Here is a 23,093-nt window from a genome sequence, read left to right as displayed (position 1 = left end):
CGGTCAGGCGAGAGACAACAGGTTCGCGTCAGGGCTTCTGCTCCTGTGCGGACTTGCGTGCGTCTTCGAGATCCATCTCAAGGCCCATCGTCGAGGCCTGAGAGCGGACGGCGTCGGCGTCGATGGTGGTTACCTCGCCGTGTTCCATGAGGACGTTCCCGTCAACCATCGTGAATCGAACGTCGTCGCCGTGGGCCGCAAACACCAGATGCGAGAGCACATCGTGCAGTGGCGTCGCCCGCGTGAGGTCCGTATCGAGGCCGACAATGTCAGCGCGCCATCCCTCCCGGATCGCACCGAGTTCCTCGAAGCCGGCGGCTTTCGCACCGTTTCGCGTCGCCATCTCAAAGATTTCGGCTGCCGGCGTCACCGTCGGGTCTAGCTGGTCAACCTTCTGTAAGAGGCTCGCCTGTCGCATCTCGGTAAAGGCGTCAAGCGTGTTGTTACAGGGCGGTCCGTCGTTGCCGATTGCGACGTTGATACCGCGGTCGCGGTAGTCCCAGATCGGTGCGATACCGCTGGCAAGTTTCATATTCGAGGACGGGCAGTGTGTGACGTGGGTCCCCGTTTCTGCGAGGACCTCTCGCTCGCTCTCGTCGGTCCAGACACAGTGCGCGAGGACGACATCCTCCCCAGTGAGACCCACCTCGTCGAGCCAGTGGATGTTGCGCATCCCAGTGTCTTCTTTCACCGTCTCGATTTCGCTCTGGTTCTCACTAGCGTGGGTGTGGATGCGGACACCGTCGTATTTGTCCACGAGCTCGCGCACCCCGCGGAGACAGGCCTCACTACAAGAGACAGCAAAACGGGGGGTGACAGCGTACCGAATCCGATCATTGTAGGCACCGTGATACTGCTGAATCAGCCGCTCGGACTCGTCTAGTGCGGCCTGTGTGTCCTCCAGCAGGCCGTCCGGCGAGCGCTGGTCCATCAGCACCTTCCCGAGCACGCCGCGGATGCCGATCTCGCCCGCGGCTTCGAAGGCACGGTCCGCGTGAGCGACCGAGAGGTGGTCGATACAGGTCGTGGTCCCGCTTTCGATCATCTCCAGATAGCCCAGTTTCGCCGCGACCTCCATCTCCTCGGCCGTTAGGGAGGCTTCCATCGGCAGAATGTAGTCGAATAGCCAATCGAGTAGTTCCGTATCGTCGGCGATGCCGCGGCCGAGGCTCTGCACAGAGTGGATATGGCCGCCGACGAGTCCCGGCAACAGCACGTCGTAGGACTGGTGTTCGTGGTCGGCGTACTGCGATTCGAGTTCGGCACGTGGACCCACAGCCTCGATACGGTACCCAGAGACGACGACCGCCCCGTCCTGCAAGACGGTCTCGGAATCCGCAACGACAGTCCCAGTGAGTAGCATACGTCCTGCAAGACGGTCTCTACATAAAGAAGGTCCTCATCTCGGGATGGCCGCCGAGTACAGACAATCCGGCCACAGACGTGTGGCACTCCGTGTGGCGCGTGTGCTTCGCAGTAGCCTCATCTTTGCGGTCCGTTCCGTGTCCGTTTTTCACGGGTGATGTATCTGGTGAGTCGCGTTTGGGTACGAAACGAATCCACGCTGGCAAGTCGCTGAACGAGACGGGTGTTTGTCTCGTACTGCTCGGTAAACAGTTCGGGGTACTCCGACAGTAGCCTGTCGCCGATGTCGATTATCTCCTGAGGGTCGGCCTGCATGGATGTGAGAATCGCGGAGTCTGGCTGTTAACTGCTTTGCTCACAGAAACACCACGGTTTGGCTCATACCGTTAGCCGTTCGTGTTGCGAGAGATTTGCGCCGCCGAGGTGGCGAAAGACAACGAAGACGTACAGCCGACAGTATCAGTTGTCCATCGAGGGCTTTGGTGGCGTGTGTCGTTTGTGGCGCGTGCTGGCACACCATTGAATCATTCGCTCAACGACAGATTCGCCAACACCGACTTTGTCGGCCACCGTCGACGCCGAACAGCCCCTATCAATCGCGAAGTGGAGGATGCTGTCGAGGTCCCGCTGGTCGATACCCAGTTCCGCCGCATCAGTTGCACCAGTATGCTCCATTGGATGTGGTGACTGGTCGAGGAGATCCAATGGAACTGCAAGTGCATCAGCTAGAGCCTTGATCTCAGTTCTATAGAGGTCGCCAAACAGCGACAGGTCAACGCCGTTCTCGCCGTGTTTCGCAACGGAGCCCAGCAGTCGATCAGTCCGGGAAACGGTCCCGACGACGAGTTCGTTCCTGGTGTTTGCGACGTAGTACTTACACGCCATCCGGAAGCGTTCGCCAGCGTTTTGCATCGCCACGAGGTCGTCGGTCGGCCCACCGGTCTCACCGACGACTCGCTGGAACGCCGTCAGTACTGGCTGCAGATTGAGCCGGTGGCAGTCGATGTCAAGTAGCGACGCAACGGTTTCAGCCGTCCGAGCAGGCCCCTCGTCACTTAGCTGCACCGGCATCACCAATCCAGTCACGTAGTCGGCCCCGATGCCGTCGACAGCCAGCGCCGCCGCAACTGTCGATTCGATGCTGCCGTCGAGTGGAACGACCAGTCCGTTGGCCTCCGCCTCCGTGATCTTGTTCTCCAGAAACACTGGAAGGAGTCCCTGTATCCGTCTGGTCGCTGCCGTCGACGTCGCCAATCCGTGTTCCTCACGCGGGAGTTTGAGCGTGTGAGGGTGCGTCGCTCTACTCACAGCTTCTCTCCTCCCCCGCTACCCACGGCACGCTCGGAGATGCGACTAACCAAACGCATGCATACAACCGGCCTAATCATACTGTTACGTAGGTCACTGGTGCGGTATAACTGTTGTCGACAAACGTCATGGGTGTCTTCGGTAGCCTCGATACACCTTATATATTACCAGTGATTATTCAAAATTACATCGGGAGCGTTTAAGCAATTTCAACCCAATTCGGGCCGATAATATGAGAAGTGCTTCACTATACACAGTATATTGTACATTCTTTAGAATCGGTGTCGGGCGGAAAGACACTTTCAGAGAGAGCTACTTGGCCGCTTATCTCGGCACCCAGCAAATCATGTTCTGAAGCTCAGACCGCGTCACCAGCAATAAGCCAGGACAGTTGGCATCGCGATTCGTTATGTCGCGAGTTTGGTCGTTCCCATGGACTGCTCAGTGACGACCAGTTCACGGTTGACAATCCAGTCGACGATCGTACTGCTGTCAAGCTGGTCCGAAATGACATCGCCGTCTGCAGTGTGGCGTCTGATTTTATAGGAATCCATCGTATTCCGGTTCTCTGAGACAGCTTCGATAGCTTCGATTCGCTCGTCAGTCACCGTGTTGCAATACGTGACGCCGGGGACGAAGCTGACAGTCGGGACATCCGTCGGCCAGTCCCAGTCGAACTGCTTGTGGTACTGGTCGAACTGCCACACGAGACGGGCAGCAGAAGGCTCTGTTTCGACCGACTCAGTAGCTGCCGCCTCCAGTGTTCGATCCCAGTAGTCCATCACGCAGGCTTTGAGGTCCGCCTGGAGCTGTCCCTCGATCATCTTTTGTTCGATTGGATACCGCAGTTCGATAGCGACGATGGCTTGGCTATCAAGATGGGTAAGACACCGCTGGCACTCCATCTCAAACACGGAGAGGCCAAGCGGCTGATCGACTGTGAGATGGACGAGTTCGTTCCCGCAGTTTGGACACCACAGGAACAACACGTCGTCGTGGCTCCCAGCCAGTTCCGCCAGCACAGTCAGATCGTCGAACGCCTTGTCGATATCGGGATCCTGTGACTGGACGAACTCACCTATCGAGGTATTGGACGCATCGTCCGCGTACTTCGCAATTTTACGGTCTTTCAATAGTGTTTTGACGACCGAATCGTACGACGAATGTGACTCCGCATTCCGTATCTTTCTCAGTTTTTCTTTCGTCCAGTCTTTGACCCGTATGCTCGCCATCTGATTGGAAACAAGCCAGATAACTAATAACACCTTCGTATAATTGTCCTAAAATTGGAATTACACCTATGAGATTCTGTTCAGCTCTCAGGCAACAGAGATATGCAGTCGTACGAAGGACTCGCCGTCGATACTGGGAGTACGGTTTGAGAAGAGGTCAGTCAGCCGAGGCCGCTTTCTCGTTTGCAACAGTCCACTGGGCCGGGTCGATCTCGCGTCCGTCGAATGCAGTGTATTCCGGGTACGCAGTAAATACCAGATACTCGGTTCCCTGCTGTAAGTACTCAATAAGGGTGTGCAAATTGTCGTCATCAAGGCCGCCTAAACCGTCGACGAGCATGAGCGGGACAGTGTCGCCAACATCGAACGACTGGCGGCCGGCCAGCGCTGCCACAAAGCCAATAAGTTCGAGTTCCCCCTCGCTGAGGGCATCTAAGCTTGCTTCCCGGCCGTCGCGGGCGACCACGATATCAAAGTCAGCGGTGAGTCGAGCCGTTTCGAACCCCGTCCCGAATCGGGAGAGAATGTCCTGCATCGCCGTGTCGAACGCATCCCGTGCCTCACGCTTGATCCGGTCTTTCCGGTTCCGAAGTTCGGCGAGATCGTCACGGAGGGATTCGAGGTCAGTTTCGAGCGTGTCGACACGGGCCGCTCTCGTTTCAAGTTGCGCCAGTTCGTCGGCGGTGTCTTCGAGTTCGGCCTCGCGGTACTTGATCTCACTTTCGACGTCCGAAAGTTCCGCCACGGTCGCATCAACGCGGTCGGAAAGCCGCGCCACGTCGGCCTGCGCTTGTTCGAGCCTGTTTCTGGCTGCGTCGAGGCTCTGTCTCCGGTCGGCCAGCGTCGCCTCCAACTCAGCGATATCTTCCTCTAAATCGGTCTTGCGCCGGCGAGCCTGACTGATTTCCTCGCGCTGTGTTTCAAGTTCCTCTACGGTATCTCGGTAGGTCTCCTTCTGGGCACGAAGTGTCGTGAGTTCGCTGCCGAGTGCGTCCAGTTGGTCGGCCAAATCTGCTCGTGTGGTCTCACTGCCGCAGGTCCAGCAGGTGACAGTGTCCTCGTCGATATCGCGCTTCACCTCGGTAAGCAGGTCAATCCGGTCCTCGCTGAGTACCATCTCGGTGGCGGAGTAGACGGACTGCAGTACTTCGGCGTCTCGCTCTACTTGTGAGAGTCTCTCCCGTGCCTCAGAGAGCTTGTCTTCAACAGCATCATACTCCGGAATTTCGAGAGCATCGAGAGCGTCCTGACGTTCCGAGAGGCGCTGTTCCGTCCGCTCGATGCTCTGCTCAAGTCGTTCGACGCGGTTTTTGGCCTGGTTCTGTTCAGTCCGTGCTTGACTGAGTTGACGGCGAACCGACTCCGAGTCGTCATTGCTTCCTGCCCCACTGTCGATCGTCTCGCGTTTGGCCCGCAGGTCTTCGATCTCGTCTTCCAGCCGTGTCACTTTCTCTTGCACGCTGGGAATCCGCTTTTTCGCCTCACGTGCCTGCGTGAGTTCCGTTTCGATCTGTTCGCGCTCCCGCTGTAACGTCTCGATCTGTGAGTCGATATTCTGGAAGTCGAGCGGCCGCAACAGCGCGTCCTCGAGGTTCTCTCCCGTCCGGACAGCGCGGCGGACTTCGTTACGCTCGTCCAAACACGCGAACAGTTCAGCACGGATCACGTCGTACTCGTCGCTGAGGTACGGTTCGCCATGCCCGACTACGGTACCGTTCTCACGGGTGAGTGTCACGTCGTAGGCACCAGTTGGCGTTTCGAGATGCACCGCACCGCTGTCTTCCCCTTCAGTCAGTTCAGTAGAGGTGCCAAGGGCCGTCTTGATGGATTCGATGAAGCTCGATTTCCCTTGCCAGTTCGAGCCACGGACGACGTTCAATCCTGGCTCTATCGTCGCTGACCCGTCAATTATACCCGCGATTCGTTCGATTTCGATGTTCCAGGTCATGAGTTGTGTGCTGACAAATCGGCGCTCCGGTGTTGCTTGCAGACGTACCCACGCTCGAGTGCGACATCGAACGGAACGCGAGTCGGACAGTCTGGACATCCGAGTTGTATCTGAGCCTCTATCTCCGCGGTGTCACCGCCGTCGATATCACCCTTCTTTGCGAGCGAGGACAGTGCCGTTTCGGCCTTCCGTTCGACGACTGTTTTGGCCGTTGCCACGCTCTCCTGCTCCCAGTTAGTTGTCGCCTTTCTGGCCTCTTTTTGACCGTCTAAACAGTCGTTGAGGTGCGTTCGCATCGTTCCCCACGACACCATATCGTCGTGAAGCGACGCTCCCGGGATACCCGTAGCTTGCAGTCGCTCGATGAGTTCGTCCCGTTGTAAGTCGTCGTCGCCCCGTAACGTCTCGTAGTCACTGTTTATACGGGTATCAAGGGATTCACGACCGTGTTCGGTGTAAACCTGTTTGAGGAGTCGTTTGTTGAACCACGCTGTCAGCGACCGATACCCCATTTCGGTTCGGTCATCAGCGCCCGTCCAGCGTGCGAGTAGGCCATCGTCAAGGGATTCGTAGACTGGGTCTGCCGATGCCAACCCGTACTTGTCGGTAACCGCGTCTACTTTGCAACCGGAGTCAGCAGCCATTGTTCAATTTCTTCGGCCTTCTCAGTAATAGTTTTTGACGGCCAGTGTACGCGCAGTATAGGTGTATCCTGCAAAAATATACACACTTAGTGTGTACTTTTAAAATAGGCTACCACGGTTGAAGAGAGGGGTGTATTTGTAAAATTATTATACTATCATATTTATGTTGGTTGTTGAAGCATTGTCTAAATATGATATTTAGAAGAAACGATTATACGATACTCACACGTAGAATTAAATTCGGTTTTTCAGCCAATACCTCTATAATATGCATTTCAGCGCTAATGTGTCTGCAAAATAATGTGAGTGAAAAGTAATATTTTAAAACATGCAAGTCTGCTAGATATATAACCTTCTATAGAAGTAAGGGTGAAATCACTAGTGCGGAGGACACAATATCCATACATATTGTAAAATATGAGCTACCCACTAACTTGGGGCAGATCAAATTCCTCGCGAGAGACGGTTACCGCTAACGGACGTAGAGCCATGGCAGCATTGTAACCAAGTCAAACGTTTATACGGACTGTCGCGTAAGTAGTGTAGTATGCGGAAGTTGGCCGGTGAGACTGGACCGGCACCAACGGATAGTGGCACGGCAGCCTCGAAAATCAAGGTTCTGTTAGTCGATGACTACGGAGAGTTTCGACAGACGACGGCGGAACTGTTGGAACACGAGAACAACCGTATCGAGGTCATCGAGGCCGCAAGCGTCGAGGATGCGCTCAGCTACTTCGATTCCGAGTCGATCGACTGTATCGTCAGTGACTACGAGATGCCCGAAGCTAACGGGATTGAATTCGTAGAAACGGTGCGACAGTCTAACGGTGATCTCCCATTTATCTTGTTGACAGGACAAGGAAGTGAGAAACTCGCCAGCGAAGCGGTTTCAGCCGGCGTCACCGATTACTTCGTCAAGGGCGGCGGGCCAGAGCAGTACGCGGTGCTCACAAACAGGATAGAGAACGCGGTGGAATCACACCGATTCCGACGAGAAACAGCGCGGCTCTCGCGGATTAATTCACTATTCAGAGAGATAAATCGCCAAGTGTTGAAGGCGTCAACAGCCGAGGAGATCAAGGAGGCTGTCTGTGAAATTCTGACCAGTTCGGATGCCTACCAGTTCGCCTGGATCGGCGAAAAAAACGAGGCGGGTGATATCGTCCCCACCGCGGGCGGTGGCGACGCACTCGAATACGTCGAAGCGATGCTCTCTCGCTATGGCCGCTCAGTTTTTGATGACGGACCATTTGGCCATGCGATCGAAACCGGCGAGCAGCAGGTAGCGTCAGATATCCGGACTGAATCGTCTGTCCAGCCCTGGCACGAACTCGCATCGGAGTACGGGTTCCAGTCGATGATTGTTCTCCCGATTCAGTACACGGGATCAGTACAGAGTGTGGTTTCGATATACGCGGACACGCCTTTCGCGTTTGACGAGGCGGAGCAGACAGTGCTGACAGAGCTTGCGGAGATTGTCGCCGATGGTCTCTATTCAACCGCAACGCGTGCCGAACTCGAAATGCGGGAGGAAGTCCTGCGAACAATTACCGAAGTGTTCACAGCGCGGGACGGGGCACTACAGGAACAGATAGCGGATCTCATGCAAGTCGGTCGCAGCGTGCTCGGAACCGAGTACGCGACACTCTCTCACGTCAACGGGATGGAATACGATTTCGAAGTGCTCCAGACACCTGACGAAACGATTTTTTCAGGCGGAACGATTCCGTTGTCGGAAACCCCCTGTGCGAAAGCTATCGCGAACGAGGAGACGGTCGTGATGACAGACGTCAATGCCGAATGCGGCGAATCTGACCGAGACCATATATGGGATGACGAAGTCAATCGATATCTCGGAACGCCACTCACTGTGGGTGGTAGCATATACGGGACGCTCTGTTTCTATGGGTCCGGGGCGGGCGGGTCAAAGTTCTCAGACTGGGACGTGACACTCGTCGACCTTCTGAGCAAGTGGATAGGAAACGAACTACAGACACAGCGGGCTGAGATGGGTTTTACACAGTTGTATGAAACGGCGACAGATCTCTTGGGTGTGACTTCAGAGGAGGAAGCCGCTCAAATTGTCGTCTCGCGGACCCGGGATATCATCGGTCTCCCTGAGGTCGTGCTGTACGCGTTCGATAGCGATACGAACACCTTTCGCCCGCTTTCGGCCACAGAGATCGAGGAGCAACAAGCCATCCCAGCAGACGGTGATAGCTTCGTGAGTTCGGCCTTTTTCACCGAGGAAACTATCGTTTGCGACGGAAACTCGGCCTCGGGCGAGGACGCGATGACTGATGGAAAGGCCGTGTTTGTCCCGCTGGGCGACCATGGAGTGCTTCGAGCGGGCGACACGATCGGCGGCGAGTTCGACACTCAGACCCGTCGAATTACCGAACTACTCGGGGCGACGATTCGAACGGCGTTCGATAGGCTGACCTACGAGACAGAACTTGAAGACAGACAGCGCGACTTGGAGCAACAGACGGTTCAGCTTGAGCAGATGAACCAGTTGACAGAGCTGAGTCAGAAAATTCACGAGCGAGTGCTCAGGGCAGATAGTCGCTCAGAAATAGAGCAAACAGTGTGTGACCAGTTGGTCGCGTCCGACATCTGTTCGTTTGCGTGGATCGGGGAATACGAATCCGATACCGACCGAGTCACGCCACGGACGTGGGCAGGAACCGACCGTGGCTTTCTGGAGGAATCCCGCACACCTTCCAATGAGACGCCGCCTCCACCAGCAGTCCAGACAGCCCGGACTAACGAACAGACGCTGAACAACAACATCGCGGACGGGCTCAGGGGGAAAGGGTGGCAACGGCGGCTACTGGAACGGGGGTTCCAGTCAGTCGTCAGCATCCCACTCAGCTATCAGCAACTCTCCTACGGCATCCTGACCGTGTACGCGAAAACGCCGGATGTTTTCGATTTGCCGACACAGTCAGTGCTCGAAGAGGTGAGTGAGACCGTCGGATACGCCATTAACAGCATTGAGACGAAGCAAGGACTCGTGGCGGATCGGGCTGTCGAACTCCAGCTAGAAGCAATGGAATCCGACGATATCATTCATCGGATCGCGGGCGTTGTCGATACAGAAGTCACATTTGAGGGTATCGTCCCACAGGGGGACACCAGTTGCATCGTGTTTTTCAGCACTGACGCTCCATCAGATGACTTGCAAGCATGTTTGGACACCCTCCCTCGGATCGAGCGATTAGAATGTTTAACTGACACAGAAGACACGAGCTTGTTCGAAGCAACAGTATCGGGTACACAACTCGCACTGACAGTCGCCGAACAAGGAGGAGCCCCGCAATTAATCCGATCTGACGGTAAGACTCTGGAGATTCAGCTCGAGGTCCCACAGACGGTCGACATTCGCCAACTCATAGCTGAATTACGGCGTTCATGTCCGGACATCGAGCTGGTAGGCCGCCACAAGCAGGAACGTGGTGTTCAAACTCGTGAGTCATTTCACTCAGAATTGACAGCACAGCTAACCCCCCGCCAATTCGAGGTCCTGCTTGCAGCCTTTTATAGCGGATTCTACCAATCACCCCGTGACAAGACCGGTCAAGAGATCGCCGATACGCTCGATATTTCACAGCCGACGTTCAGCCACCACCTTCGGGTAGCTATCCGGAAGCTCCTAGAACAGTTGTTTAGCGAAGGGGGAACGACCCAGCATCTAGATAGATAGCGCCTGTCATCTGAGTTTGCTAGTCTGATAGAGTATATGCTGATACGGGAGTGTGTTCATGTAAGAAACAATGAGTCTGGAGTGGAACGAGACAGAAACTGTCTTTTGGGCAAACCAGTACGAATCACCGAGTGAAGCGATTGTGACCGCTATAGCAGCTAAAGAATCCGTAACGGAAACCAGTCTCCCACCGTTGTACAACCAAATCGACCCGGATGCCCTTGATACACTTGTCGCAGGGCAGACCAACGACGATATTCAGATTAGTTTCACATACAGTGGGTACACCGTTCGGATTCGAGACAGCGAGACCATCGAGATCACGCCAACGTAACCGGCTATAACCTTCCTACTAGTTCCTAAGTAAGCGGATGATGAGAAGCCTCCGGTAAGAGAGCATGCTGCGGAGAAGATGCGGGAGAGCAATACTGAAGCCGTAGATTCGGATGAGCGAATTTGTAGAGCAATCATCAAACAGTCAGGCTCTCAACCGGACTAGTTGACGATATTTCTGCTACAGATCAAAATAATCCAGATATATTATTACGATCACGACTGCAGATGTGGTTCCAAGGAATCATCACTAGATCGACTGTCAGCAACCTCGTGAACCAAAGAGCAGAGGTAGTACCGCAGAATCACGATGTATTATTAATAGGATGCTATGCAGTTTCTGTCTATTCTCGTTGGAATTCGATAGCGTAGTACTAATATATGTATCAATAATAATACGAAAAGGTTCGGAGTTTCGTAGTAATAAAATAGAGGGCTGTACCGATCCGAACAATAACACACTGTACTGCGCTTTCACATGCAGGTTTGTTTTTATTTATTGCAGGTCGTTGTGATTGAGTCATGTAGTACACCAAATAATTCCGGAGGTCATAAACTGAAGGATTATATACAGACTGTGGTCAGTCAACGAAGAACGGGAATACGGTATGCGAGACAAGTAGCTATTTCTTACTCAGGAATCAGAAGGTAACGGGGGTGTAACAAAACGGTACCCCGGGTTTCGTGTATATATGTGGCTCTCGCGGCCTGAACACAAACCAATGCAGCAATCAAGGTCATGAGCGAACCGATGGTAGAGGAAGAACCAGAGCTCTCACGCGACCAAATGTTCGACATCCTCAGCAGTTCGAGGCGTCGATATACGCTTTACTATCTACGCCAGCAAAAGGAGCCAGTCCAGCTAACCGACTTAGCTGAGGAGTTGGCTGCGTGGGAGAACGACACCACCGTCGAAGAGCTCTCCTCACAGGCGCGAAAGCGGGTGTACGTCTCACTGTATCAGACCCATGCTCCGAAGCTTCAAGAGGCAGGGCTAATAACGTACGACGCTGATACGGGTGAGATAGCTCTTCGAGAGGATGCTCCAGAGGTTGAACCATTCATCAGCAATAGTGATGGTGAATCTAAATGGTATCAGTACTATGGGGCCGTAGCCCTGTTGAACGCCATTTTACTCCTAGCAGCAATTGCCGGTCTGCCGCCGCTCAATGCGATCAGTCCGTTAGTTATCGGGCTAGTCGTCATTAGTTCATTTCTCGTGCTTTCTATTGCTCACGCGGTCACCGGACGGCGAGGGAAAAATGATAAGACGTTTGATATCGGCGAGCCGTGAGTTGGACGCTGAACTGACTGAAAATACCCCCCAGCAGTATATGTTATTCTTCGTCGTCGGCAGCACCGTCCGGCAGTAATTGATCGGGCGACCGTTTGTACATCGGAGTGCTCGCGAATTCCGAAATCCGTTCCATTTCGCTGTCGGAGATATGTTCCGGCATACACCGCTACGTGTAACTGTTACAGTTTAGTAATTGAGTTCATATTTGAGGTAGTCGGTTTCTTCTAGACGCTTGTCAGTTGTCGATATCCGAGGTATACCAGTGTTGAGCTTTCGGAATTTTATTATAAAACCCTCCGGATGCTGCGACTATCGGAAGTACTCACCCAGATATCGGCTATAGAAGTGTTTACCCGGGGTTCTGAATGCAATCATAACGTTCGTTTTCGGCCACGAATTCTGGTATGCAGTTGTGTTGTGTCTGCTGGACATCAATGACTTTCTGAGGACCTAATTTTAACTTGAGGACGTCTGGCAGTGAATCCACAAGTAGTCAGGAGAATCGGCGAATCCTTGCAAAAGATTAGATCTACGCCATAGCTAAAAAATCAAGATCGGAATGAGCCGGGAAGGACGGTGTGACCGAAGCCGTTCCGGCTCACTGTCAAAGTGGAGAGAGCGATCCGAGTCGACAGCGACTATACAGGGCACGAGCGTCCCTGAGGGGGGTGGTAAGGATTGGGCCGGTGTTGTGGGTGTCGGGTAACTGCCCTCTCCACCAGTATCTTATCTTCAAGAGTGTATTGTTATAGTCGTGTTATTCCGACATAGCGGTGCTTACTACCCCAAAGTTGGATGAGAATAGCTGTAGCTGAGTCTTTTACTCAAGTGTTGACCCCAGGATTAAAGTTCGTAGTGGTGCTATTTGGGGTGATACTTTCGGTTTAGCGGTTCGAGCGTAACGGCCATAAGAGAGGGACATATGTAATATATGTTTTAGATACTGGAGAGATATTGATACGGAGACACTCAGAGATCTCCGAATGAATTTGATTCGATAGTAAATCCTATGGCTGTACCCAATTCATTTGCTCCCCGCACTACACCACAAAACAGTGATATCGCCTAGAGTTGGCCTATCGAGTATCGAGTAGTTTTATCCTACTACCGGAGATTTATTTGTTTTCACGGTACTGTTGGGATTGGGAGTTGTAGGATTGATTGGTAAGTAAATGGAGTGTAGATGATGTGTAGATGCTGTGTATAAGGGCGCAATCTTTAATATAGTAATTACACCTTTCCGAGATATGCTCGACGTAAGCGCGGTAGAGAGGGAGTTTAAAGATTGTATTAATGTGAGGTTATGGCTATGGGGCCAGGGTCAGAATGCACGGTTTACACACAAGCGGTTGAGTTTGTCAAGATCGGGATGTTTGAATGGAGTGCCGGCTGAATGATGTCCTCAGAGGAGTGGGAAGACGTACCGACAGATCCAGACTGGGAATCGGACCTAGGCTACGAGATGGAAGAACTAACGGTTGTCAAATCTTCGACTGATTCACAGTTAATATTTTTACCGGAACATGAGTCACAACTCGGTGAAGAAGAGTTCATTGTTATTCACTCGGATTCACTTCGAGATCTACGCCGATAGCTGAACAGTCAGTTACTATATAACGTACTCAATAGTAGGATGAACAATCCGATATCAACCTCCGACAGCAGTAGAGAGTACGCACTTTTTATTGGTTCCTTGTTTCCGTATCTCGTTGATAAACCCGCTAGCTTGCTCTTGCACGTGTTCCCGTCGTGGGATTGTGCACCGATATTACTGCACGGTGGCTGCCGCTGTAAGCAGATCTAAACCACTCGCAATATACGCGCTAGTAGTAGCATAACAAACCGGGAAGGTCATGTATTGATTGGCTATGTGCGCTGGATGGGTTCGACAGTTCGTGGGAGTCTTTATTATCTGGCTATCAGCAACGTTGGGGGGGATGATATTTATCGGCCGTTGGAACCCGTTATTGTATTACCTGCTCAGCTACGCAGGCTTTCTATTTGCGGTCGAACTCAGCAATCCAGATGGTGTCCGTCCGAAAAATCACAAGCGACTACGCTGGGTTTCCATGGGCGGGTTTGTGGTGTTCATTTATGGAGTTGTATCGTGGGTACAGGCTGTCATTGCGACCATGCCAGGGTAAGCCAGGTGAATGCGTTACCTACTAATGACAGGATGCCTATACTAATGTCTTGAAAGAGAGTTCTACTTTGTAGAAAGATTACATGGTATCGGTCAGCGTTGTTATCGCGACATTGAAGCCACGAGATGAAATTGAAGCAATACAGTGCCTCAAAGGGCACGCGTTCGACGAATTTGAGGTTATCGTATGTGATGAGAGCCCTGTGACTAGAGCACGAAATGAAGGGATCAGACAAGCCTCAGCTGACAAGATCGTATTTCTCGATGATGATTCCCGCCCTCGCTCAGGATATCTTCAAAAAGCCGATGAGCTCCTCGAAACGGAGGCGGCATTCGCCGGTCGAACCATCCACCCGGTCGATGATGTATTTGCTCGCCATTTCACCGCCCATTACGACTGGGGGGACGATCCTTGCTACGTCAAACACTTCTGGGGGTGTAACATGGGCGTTCACAGGGACGTGTTCAAAGCGGTCGGTGGATGGGACGAACAGATGGGATGGGGTCACGAGGAAAAGGAACTTGCCAGGCGAATCAGAGCCGAGTTTAATATTCGGTACGATCCCGAACTCATCGTTGACCATCCGTACGCGTCGTCTATTACGGAATACTGGAAGAAACAGTATAAGCTCGAAACAAAGAGTCCGTACTACTGGTCAAAATGTAACGTCTCACAAGCAGAGCAACTCAAGAATATTGTCTGTGAGGCACTTGACCCGCTGAATTACGTCAGAATAACGCCAGTAGCTACCGTTATAGAAGCGGGAAGTACTGTTGCAAAGACGGCTGGTCGTCTTCGAGGATTCCTGAACTACGCCCACTACGAAGAGGACAGAGGCGAAATACCGAATATTGATCGACACTCCGAATCCGCGGAATCGGCAGACTAACTGTCTCTGGGTCTCTTCACTGTTCTGAATTTAGACAAACTAGCAACTGCTGGGCCAACTCTTTCCTTAGAGAGTTATGAAAGATCCGTACTAGTTACTCACCGAATCCCTGTTCACCATAACCATCCTCGCCGTATCCACGATATAATATCCCCCGCTTCAAAAGCACTGCAATTCCGAACGAGAGTCCAGTCGCAACGAGGGCTAGAATGGTCCGCCTGGTCGCCTGCTCCGACTCCACAGTCCTAGTCTTTTCATCTGAAGACATCAGTACAGTGAGATAGTCCTCCTCGCGACCGTAGCTACGCTTTGTCGGCGACGAACTTGGTACATCAGTATCAAGAATCCAACGACGGAGGCCGTTTTAGTAAGCAGGCCATACCGGCAACCATGCTGTAGCATTAGCCTGTCGTTGATATAGTTTGGACGGGGGCCCAACTACGAGACAAATAGGGACACCCCGGAGTTAAACGCCGCCTGGTTTAGCTGGCTTCATATATTCGATCAAGAAGCGACCGTGGTCAGTTCACGAGTGAACAGATGCTTAGCTGCTGGTGTGGGTATCTTGATTGGATCCACCAAGATCACTTAAAAGTTATATAATACACTGTGCGTGTTCTGAGACTACACGAGATGGCTGTGTACACCCTCTCTGATATAAAAGGACCAGAGTTTCAGATATATTGTCACAGTAGATGGGCAGAGCAGCCAGCCGTTGTGGACTGTCTGAGTGAACCAGTACGAGGTTACTACTATTGAGGCTACTATCCCACCTTCCATCGATGACTTACACTGTCGCAGTCATTGGGACTGGTGCAGATCCGGACGACCCGGATACCGACGGGTTCGCCATGGCATACAGACACGCAGGCGCGTATAGACGGTTAGATTCGTGCGAACTTGTCGCCTGTGCCGACGTCGTCCCGGAGAATGCGAAGAACTTCGGTGAACGATGGGATCTCCCAGACGGTAATGTTTATACGGACACTGAGAAGATGCTCGCTGCTGTCAAACCCGACATTGTCAGCGTCTGCGTTCCGCCCCATATCCACGCTCCTGTCGTGATGACGTGTGCTGAGAGTGGGGTAATGGACGCAATCCACTGTGAAAAGCCGATGGCAACGAGATGGGAGGACTGTCAAAAAATGGCATCGGCCTGTAAGCGGGCCGGAATCCAACTTACGTTCAACCACCAACGACGGTTCGGAAAGCCGTTCCGGAAAGCCAAGTCACTGCTTGAAAGCGGAAAGATAGGTTCGTTAGAGCGAATCGAACTCGGTGGAAAAAATCTGTTTGATTACGGATCACATCTGTTTGATCTCTGCGGGTACTTCACTGACCAGACGATGTCGAAATGGGTGATGGCTGGGATCGAATACAGCGAAGAAAACGTACAGTTTGGGGCCCACAACGAGAATCAAGCCATCGCGCAATGGCGGTATACGGACGGTGTCAACGGACTTGCATCGACAGGGGACGGTGGCATTGTCGACTGCCATATGCGACTGCTGGGCTCAGACGGAATGATGGAAATCGGCGGCGAGGTTCCGCTACGGGTCCGGACTGGCAAAAACTGGACAACGGTCGACACTGGTGGAGAGGACGTACATGGTCCCAACGAAACAATATTCGACGCTGCAAGACAGAAGATAAGCGCTCGAATACCGGGAGCCACTGTAGAAAACGCGAGACCCGAAAGTTATATTGACCGTGCAATAGCGGACACTGTCGACGCACTTGCCACAGGCCGCGAACCTGAACTTTCAGCTGACAACGCACTGCAGGCAACTGAGCTTATATTCGGGTGCTGGGAGTCCGCTCGGCGGTGCGGGCGAGTCGATTTCCCACTGGAGATTGACGACAACCCATTGGAGTCGATGGTCGAAAGCGGACAAGTACTCGCTGCTGACAATCAGTAAATCCCAGTGTACTCGAACAGTTGCACACTGAGACAGTCTGTTGGGATACAGCCTGATAGGTCGGCTGCGTCACAGTTACCCCGCCCATAACAAACAGATGGTATCCGAAGTATGTAGCAACGGAGAGTCTATGCAGGCACAGCAATACGGAGTATTGAGTCGGAAGAACGAACTGGTGTCCCTCAATCGCCTGATGTTGTGGTTCGTCACATATGTGACGGGGAGTTCGAACAACGATGCTAGATAAACTGAAACGGTTGATAAAACGACTGCTCCCGGCCAGTGACAATGTCATGGAGCAGGCTGTGAAGAGTGGCGTTTGGGTCGGCGTAATGAACGTCACTGAACGGGGGTTAGAGCTGCTATTGCTAGTCATCGTTGCTTCACTGTTGTCTCCACGTGCGTTCGGGCTGATGGGGATCGCGCTGTTAACGCTCTCATCACTCAAGAAGTTCTCCGAGTTGGGCATCAAGTCCGCTCTGATACAGGCCGAGGAGGACAACGTCGACAGCGAGCTCAACACGGCCTGGACAATCGAGACTGCCAGGGGGACAGTAATCGCTTTGATCCTGTTCCTTGGGGCCCCGTTTATCGCATCGTTGTTCAACGAACCTGCGGCGACCGATCTGTTTCGGGTCATTGCCCTCTCGCCGTTTATTGTTGGGTTACGAAACCCTGCTGTCGTCTATTTCCAGAAGAGCCTAGACTTCCACAAAGAGTTCGTCTACAGAGTCAGCGGCGCAGTGGCGTACTTCGTCGTCACTGTAGGCATAGCTCTGTATGAGCCAACTGTCTATGCACTGGCAATCGGATACATCGCCGGCGACGCAGCCCGATTCCTCGTCTCGTATATCGCAGACGGATACCGACCATGGCCGTCGTTTGACCTCGACGTTGCGAAGAAACGGTACAGTTTCGGGAAGTGGGTCACGGCCAACTCGATCCTATATTTCCTATACAGTCGAGGGGACGATGCGTTTGTCGGCTGGGCGCTCATGGCAAGTGCATTGGGGTTTTACCAGCTCGCCTACCGGCTCTCGAACGCACCGGCGACCGAAATCACGCAGACGATCTCGAGTGTGACCTTTTCGGCGTATTCAAAAGTGCAGAACGATGTCGAGAAACTACGGTCCGGCTACTTCCAGACGCTCAGAATGACAACATTAGCTTCGTTCCCAGCAGCGATGGGGATCGCGGCAATCGCACCCGCGTTCGTCGAGGCGTTTTTTACCCCCGAATGGCAGCCGATGATACCAGTAATGCAGTTGCTAGCTATCTACGGCCTATTGCGTTCGATGGGTGCGACAATGGGACCGGTCTGGAAGGCAGTCGGACGACCCGACTATATCGCTAAACTCTCTGCTGTGCGTGTAGCCCTCATTGCGATATTCATCTACCCAGCCACGATGATGTATGGAATCGAGGGTACCGCAGCCCTCATTACGGGCATCTACATCTTCCCGATGATGCCGATAGACACCTATCTTATTGCCCGGACCGTCGGAGCGTCTCCAGTTCGGGTCCTCAGAGAGGTCTCGTATCCACTGGTGGCAAGTCTTGGGATGGCAGCCGCAGTGACTTACGTCCATCAGACAGTGGCTCTTAATGCGCCGGTATTGGAGTTTGTCCTGTTAATTCTCGTGGGTATCGGAGTGTATGTGGCTCTGGCTCTGGCCCTCATGTTTAGTTTCAATTGGGAAGTCAAGCAGAACCTCGAATCAATATTCGACGCGTTGGCGTGATCAAAATGAGACAGACAATCCAAACCAATCAACCCGGCGAACAGAGGAGTGGAGCGCAATGAAGCGACGATCAGTGCTTGCTGGCGTCGTCCCGTTTTTACAGGGCGGGCGGTGGTTAGATCAGCTGCTGCTCGTCAATCAAGGTGAGATAGTTCAAAAGCGGTTCGTCGGCATCGCCGAGGGAGAGACGACTGAGATCGCCGTCATTGACGATGACGGGACAACTGTTTCATCCGAACACGAGGAGCAGCTTGGGCAGTCACCAGCAGAGATATCACCTGAGGCTGCAACCTCGCTACGGGAGACGTACGATTCGATACGTTTCCACGTCACAGTAAATCACCACAACGGTAGTCTCAAAGTCTTCAGCCGGACCGGATTGGTGGAATACCGAACATCAAGAGCGCTCTACAGCGGGACTACGGTGGGCGACCACATTTCGTTTCAGACATCTCTCCTGAACAGTGATACCATCATCTCACTATCGTGTCTGGCAGACGAAAAGGAGTCTCTACAACGTCGGTGTCGAGTCGGAGTGGAAGATCCGACTGCGGAGTGAGAAACTACCACTCCAAGGTTGAGACTCATTCAAGAGTATTGCGTAGACCGTGGACCTCATTTTCGAAGAACTGATCTCGAAGTCTGCAGAATTTACGTACGAAGGTCTATCAGCACCACTGAGATGGTCCAATAGTGCGACTGCTGACCGAATATACGATCAGAGTGTAACGGGTCACAGCTAAATTCGGGAGTGACGGCCACCTTTTATTCTTTGCTGGGAATCGTAGTTCCTCGACCAGAATCGGTAGAGGCTCCAAACCCATTGCGAATGGCCTGATGGTCTTGAATTCACAAGAGAACTTGTGCAGATGGCGTCGTCGCCTCTATAACGAGACTCAGTCCATAGGCCTATTGAATTTCCACAGAAGGACCTGATGGTCACAAATTAGACGGCTGGTAGTATCATCTTAATATTCCAAATATACAGTAATGCGATTATACTATACGAGAAGTGATCTCTCAGATGCCATTTTCAATCGTAAGATTTTGTCGAAAGTTGGTATGCAAGAAACGGCGCATGGGTAGCAAGTCATGTAAACAAAACTCAGCCGGTAACAACGAATAAAATAGTAAATAGGGATTACCGGAGTGTGACCAACAAAGAACGGTATCGCTCGCACGACAGTGACGAGGCGTCGAGAGACGATAAGGATACGACGGGAGCAACCGTCGTAGACCGCCGCACGTGCATGAAATTAGCAGGTGTCGCCGCTGCTTCCCTCGCAGGTTGCACCGGTAAAGGTGTTCCTACTACAGGTGGATCGGCAGCAAAATTCGGGTACGGAGGTGAGCCAGCAGTTACGACGGAACTCACCGCGATTGATGTTTCGAAGGTGGCCGGAGACACGAACATGCTGAATTCGGTCAGCAGTCTCAGCATCGACTCCCAGCTCTCGACGACACTATCGTCAGGGTCGTCCGATCTCTTTGCGTTCAAACCCAATGGCGAAGACGTAACGATCAAATTCATGCCTGGTTCTGAGACGGGCGCAACCGCGCTCGGTGTATTCGACCCCGACGGTGAGCTCCTGTCTCAGGCGTACGCGAGTTCAAATGCGCCGGTGTTTCTCCCCGAATCCCTCTCAGCTAGTGGCACACACTATCTGCAGGTCATGGATGTCAGTCGAACCGGTGGCGATTACTCACTGAACATCTCGACAGACAGTACGACACAGTCACAGTCACCGTACGAGGGGACAGTCAGATCAATCCCCGGCCGTATCCAGGCGCAGAACTTCGACATCGGTGGCGAAGGGGAGGCGTATCACGACACGTCTAGCGGAAATATCTATGGTTCCGCAAACCGGGATACTGATGTTGATATCCGGACAACGGAGGACGAGTCGGGGAAATACAATATTGGCTACTTCCAGGCCGGAGAGTGGCTTGAGTACACAACCGATGTCTCAGCCGGGACGTACGATATTAGAGTCCGAGTGGCGTCGGCACTTTCTAACGGGCGACTCGAACTGTCTCTTGAGGATCGTACCCTCACAACCGTTACTGTCCCCAACACGGGCGACTGGACCTCGTGGGAGACAGTCACGGTAGAGGATGTCGAAATCGAGTCCGACCAGCAATCGACGCTTCGCGTCGAAGCACTGGATTCCGGTGTGGAGTTAAACTGGGTCGAGTTCGATAAAGTCGACGCACAGAAACCGTACAACGGGACTCTAGTCACGATTCCCGGACACATCGAGGCACAAAACTTCGACACGGGTGGCGAAGGGGTATCATACTCTGATACGACAGCTGGGAACGAATACGACACCAGTTATCGTGACACTGATGTCGACATCCGCGAGACTCAGGACGACTCCGGCGAGTACAACATCGGTTACTTCGAGGACGGCGAATGGCTCGAATACTCGGCTGATGTTTCGCCAGGACAGTACGACCTCAAGGTCCGTGTTGCCACAACTCGAGACAATAGACAGCTCAGGTTCCATCTGGGTGAGCAGGAGCTCGGAACTGTTGACGTCCCCAACACGGGTGGGTGGACGGCCTGGGAGACTGCAACGCTAGAGGGCGTGACCATCGATGCCGATGGACAGCAGGTGTTTCGGGTCGAAGCCGTCGGGTCCGGTATCGATTTCAACTGGGCAGAGTTTGAGATCGCCGGGAACCAGCCGTTCGACGACGTTCCGACGCTTCCTGGGAGGATACAATCTCAGGCGTACGACTTAGGCGGCGAGGGCGTGTCCTATCACGATACCACGGCTGGTAATGAGTACGATCTCGGCTATCGGGATTCTGACGTCGATATCCGGGAAACGCAGGACAGCTCTGGAAAGTATAACGTCGGGTATTTCGAGGACGGCGAGTGGCTCGAATACACCGCCGAGGTGCCGGCCGGAACATACGACATCAACGTTCGCGTTGCGACGACACGCGATAACAGGCAACTGCAGTTCAGCCTCGACGGTGAACAGCTTGGGACAGTCGATGTACCGAACACCGGTGGCTGGACCACCTGGCAGACAGCGACTCTGCCTGACGTAACGGTTCAGGATGGTGGCAACCACATCATCCAGGTGAAAGCAGTTGGCTCCGGCATTGACTTCAATTGGTTCGAATTCAGTGAGGGAGCAGAGACGGAGACAGCAACTGAAACCGAGACGGCAACTGAGACTGAGACGACAACCGAATCAAGTACTGACGACTTCGGCAGCGAAGGCTACGGAATGGGTGGGTACGGGGGTACCCAATAACGCAATAGATCAATGGCAGAACGATACAACACGCCCGCAGAGGGCACGCTCGATTGGCACGTACCACTTAATGAAAACTTCGAAAAGCTCGACAACCACGTCGAGCTCCGGGACGCCGAGTCTAATATCGGCCAGTACGAACCGAAGACGGGGTCGAAGTTCTTAGCGACCGATACCGGCACAGTATACATCGGCGACGGCAGCAACTGGAACCGCGTCGGAAGCCTCAGTGCATCCGACGATTCAGTTTCTGAAGCCGACGACGGTTCGCTCATCGCTCCGCCGGGCGAAGTACAGTCCGTGATCGATCAGGCGTCCAAGTCGCACACATGGGCACAGGGCCCGAGCCGAACTGTAAAGCTCGTCTCCGGTGAGAACTACTTCCCGTCGGATACTATCAAACTAAGGCGGAACATCCGACTCGAATGTAACGGTGCTCGGATCATCCCAGAAGGCGACTTTAACGTCATCGAGATGTACCGCGGGACGCAGCTCATCGATCCGTTCATTGACACCCGGTCGGTCAATTGGAACTCGACACAGGTCGTCGTCGGCGCACCGGACGCAGACAAAATCGAACTCGCGAACCGTGCAACCGTCGAAAACGCCTATCTCTGGGGAACACCCGGGGAGGGCATCGGACTCCAGTTCCTGGGCGGTTCGAAGCCCTGCTCGATGCAGGTCGCTAGCGGAACGATACACGGGTTCGATATCGCGATCGATCTCTATGCCAGCGGTGACGATTACAGCGGACAGGGCGACTGGTCGAACGGGAACCAGTTCTACGGCTCACTGGAAGCCTTCCGCGTTGGCGTCAACCAACGCTCTGAGGGCGCTGAAGTCTCAGGGAACGTCTTCAAGTTGATGGTCCAACCAGACAACGACGTGAGCGAGTGGCTCTGGTACATGGAGGACGATCCCCGGTCCGACAGCGATCGAGACGACAATATGTACCGGAAGTCGGGGAACACCATGATGGTGTATCCGTGGGACAACAACAATTACATGGACAACAATCCCTTTGCCGAGAGCGGCGACCGGAAGCCGCCGATATGGTACATCGGCGAGGGCATAAACTACGGTAATTCACTCGTTGACCAATCCGGGAAGCTCGGGAACCAGTATATCGTCAACAATTCTGATTACCCAGATCGAAATGGGATTTTCACCTATCATGGTGGAGAGGTCACCGGCACCAGACAGTTCTCGCACCCGCCTGCGTACCAGCGGAACAGCGATAGTCGGATGTGGCACGAGGACTCGAAGAACTAACCGCCTTGGGACTGTTTAGGCG

The 23,093-nt window shown here is 53.3% G+C and carries 16 protein-coding genes; 9 read left to right on the top strand and 7 right to left on the bottom strand.

The window, feature by feature from the left end:
- Positions 1-28 precede the first annotated feature (28 nt).
- The 6 genes from C443_RS02335 to rdfA form a co-directional block, all read right to left on the bottom strand.
- The gene (locus C443_RS02335) at positions 29-1,363 is read right to left on the bottom strand and encodes a 5'-deoxyadenosine deaminase (protein ID WP_005533434.1); all 1,335 of its coding nucleotides are present in this window, start codon (positions 1,361-1,363) and stop codon (positions 29-31) included.
- A gap of 119 nt (positions 1,364-1,482) precedes the next feature.
- Positions 1,483-1,680 carry a hypothetical protein gene (locus C443_RS02330; RefSeq protein WP_005533432.1) on the bottom strand — a complete coding sequence of 66 codons (198 nt, stop codon included), beginning with the start codon at positions 1,678-1,680 and terminating at the stop codon, positions 1,483-1,485.
- Positions 1,681-1,824: 144 nt separating this feature from the next.
- Positions 1,825-2,673 carry an NAD(+) synthase gene (gene nadE / locus C443_RS02325; RefSeq protein WP_049943831.1) on the bottom strand — a complete coding sequence of 283 codons (849 nt, stop codon included), beginning with the start codon at positions 2,671-2,673 and terminating at the stop codon, positions 1,825-1,827.
- Between the two features lie 407 nt (positions 2,674-3,080).
- The gene (locus C443_RS02320; protein ID WP_005533428.1) at positions 3,081-3,905 is read right to left on the bottom strand and encodes a hypothetical protein; all 825 of its coding nucleotides are present in this window, start codon (positions 3,903-3,905) and stop codon (positions 3,081-3,083) included.
- A gap of 157 nt (positions 3,906-4,062) precedes the next feature.
- Entirely contained in the window at positions 4,063-5,853 is a 1,791-nt protein-coding gene (locus C443_RS02315) for an archaea-specific SMC-related protein (protein ID WP_005533425.1), read from the bottom strand.
- Entirely contained in the window at positions 5,850-6,497 is a 648-nt protein-coding gene (gene rdfA, locus C443_RS02310; RefSeq protein ID WP_005533423.1) for a rod-determining factor RdfA, read from the bottom strand. The genes C443_RS02315 and rdfA overlap by 4 nt, the downstream gene beginning before the upstream one ends.
- Before the next feature lie 547 nt (positions 6,498-7,044).
- Here rdfA and C443_RS02305 point away from each other — a divergent pair.
- The 4 genes from C443_RS02305 (at position 7,045) to C443_RS02285 (ending at position 14,866) form a co-directional block, all read left to right on the top strand.
- Positions 7,045-10,203: a GAF domain-containing protein gene (locus C443_RS02305; RefSeq protein ID WP_005533421.1), complete on the top strand. Its 3,159-nt coding sequence runs from the start codon at positions 7,045-7,047 to the stop codon at positions 10,201-10,203.
- Positions 10,204-10,273: 70 nt separating this feature from the next.
- Positions 10,274-10,537 carry a HalOD1 output domain-containing protein gene (locus C443_RS02300; protein ID WP_005533419.1) on the top strand — a complete coding sequence of 88 codons (264 nt, stop codon included), beginning with the start codon at positions 10,274-10,276 and terminating at the stop codon, positions 10,535-10,537.
- Positions 10,538-11,287: 750 nt separating this feature from the next.
- Positions 11,288-11,830 (top strand): DUF7344 domain-containing protein, encoded by a 543-nt coding sequence (locus C443_RS02295; protein ID WP_049943848.1) that lies wholly within the window; start codon positions 11,288-11,290, stop codon positions 11,828-11,830.
- A gap of 2,229 nt (positions 11,831-14,059) precedes the next feature.
- The gene (locus C443_RS02285; protein WP_005533407.1) at positions 14,060-14,866 is read left to right on the top strand and encodes a glycosyltransferase family 2 protein; all 807 of its coding nucleotides are present in this window, start codon (positions 14,060-14,062) and stop codon (positions 14,864-14,866) included.
- A gap of 94 nt (positions 14,867-14,960) precedes the next feature.
- On the opposite strand, the gene C443_RS21575 is transcribed toward C443_RS02285, so the two are convergent.
- Positions 14,961-15,134 (bottom strand): hypothetical protein, encoded by a 174-nt coding sequence (locus tag C443_RS21575; protein WP_167321075.1) that lies wholly within the window; start codon positions 15,132-15,134, stop codon positions 14,961-14,963.
- A gap of 514 nt (positions 15,135-15,648) precedes the next feature.
- On the opposite strand from C443_RS21575, the gene C443_RS02280 reads away from it, so the two are divergent.
- The 5 genes from C443_RS02280 to C443_RS02260 all read left to right on the top strand — a co-directional run bounded on the left by C443_RS02280 (position 15,649) and on the right by C443_RS02260 (position 23,071).
- A complete protein-coding gene (locus C443_RS02280) occupies positions 15,649-16,785 on the top strand; it encodes a Gfo/Idh/MocA family protein (RefSeq protein WP_049943830.1) in 1,137 nt (378 codons plus the stop codon).
- Between the two features lie 236 nt (positions 16,786-17,021).
- Entirely contained in the window at positions 17,022-18,527 is a 1,506-nt protein-coding gene (locus tag C443_RS02275; RefSeq protein ID WP_005533404.1) for a lipopolysaccharide biosynthesis protein, read from the top strand.
- Positions 18,528-18,585: 58 nt separating this feature from the next.
- Positions 18,586-19,086 (top strand): hypothetical protein, encoded by a 501-nt coding sequence (locus C443_RS02270; protein ID WP_005533403.1) that lies wholly within the window; start codon positions 18,586-18,588, stop codon positions 19,084-19,086.
- A 592-nt stretch (positions 19,087-19,678) separates the two neighbouring features.
- Positions 19,679-21,799 (top strand): carbohydrate-binding domain-containing protein, encoded by a 2,121-nt coding sequence (locus C443_RS02265; RefSeq protein WP_049943829.1) that lies wholly within the window; start codon positions 19,679-19,681, stop codon positions 21,797-21,799.
- A 12-nt stretch (positions 21,800-21,811) separates the two neighbouring features.
- Entirely contained in the window at positions 21,812-23,071 is a 1,260-nt protein-coding gene (locus C443_RS02260; protein WP_005533401.1) for a hypothetical protein, read from the top strand.
- Positions 23,072-23,093: the final 22 nt, after the last annotated feature.

It is taken from the genome of Haloarcula argentinensis DSM 12282 (assembly GCA_000336895.1).
In the GTDB taxonomy this organism is placed as follows: domain Archaea; phylum Halobacteriota; class Halobacteria; order Halobacteriales; family Haloarculaceae; genus Haloarcula; species Haloarcula argentinensis.
The sequence above is the reverse complement of the archived record's forward strand: the minus strand, read 5'-3'. Positions and strand labels throughout refer to the sequence as shown.

Coding starts and splice junctions, on each gene's coding strand:
- C443_RS02335 (WP_005533434.1), bottom strand. CDS start 1,363: ATGCTACTCACTGGGACTGTCGTTGCGGATTCCGAGACCGTCTTGCAG.
- C443_RS02305 (WP_005533421.1), top strand. CDS start 7,045: ATGCGGAAGTTGGCCGGTGAGACTGGACCGGCACCAACGGATAGTGGC.
- C443_RS02320 (WP_005533428.1), bottom strand. CDS start 3,905: ATGGCGAGCATACGGGTCAAAGACTGGACGAAAGAAAAACTGAGAAAG.
- C443_RS21575 (WP_167321075.1), bottom strand. CDS start 15,134: ATGTCTTCAGATGAAAAGACTAGGACTGTGGAGTCGGAGCAGGCGACC.
- C443_RS02330 (WP_005533432.1), bottom strand. CDS start 1,680: ATGCAGGCCGACCCTCAGGAGATAATCGACATCGGCGACAGGCTACTG.
- C443_RS02300 (WP_005533419.1), top strand. CDS start 10,274: ATGAGTCTGGAGTGGAACGAGACAGAAACTGTCTTTTGGGCAAACCAG.
- C443_RS02260 (WP_005533401.1), top strand. CDS start 21,812: ATGGCAGAACGATACAACACGCCCGCAGAGGGCACGCTCGATTGGCAC.
- C443_RS02275 (WP_005533404.1), top strand. CDS start 17,022: ATGCTAGATAAACTGAAACGGTTGATAAAACGACTGCTCCCGGCCAGT.
- C443_RS02280 (WP_049943830.1), top strand. CDS start 15,649: ATGACTTACACTGTCGCAGTCATTGGGACTGGTGCAGATCCGGACGAC.
- C443_RS02315 (WP_005533425.1), bottom strand. CDS start 5,853: ATGACCTGGAACATCGAAATCGAACGAATCGCGGGTATAATTGACGGG.
- rdfA (WP_005533423.1), bottom strand. CDS start 6,497: ATGGCTGCTGACTCCGGTTGCAAAGTAGACGCGGTTACCGACAAGTAC.
- C443_RS02295 (WP_049943848.1), top strand. CDS start 11,288: ATGGTAGAGGAAGAACCAGAGCTCTCACGCGACCAAATGTTCGACATC.
- C443_RS02270 (WP_005533403.1), top strand. CDS start 18,586: ATGAAGCGACGATCAGTGCTTGCTGGCGTCGTCCCGTTTTTACAGGGC.
- C443_RS02285 (WP_005533407.1), top strand. CDS start 14,060: ATGGTATCGGTCAGCGTTGTTATCGCGACATTGAAGCCACGAGATGAA.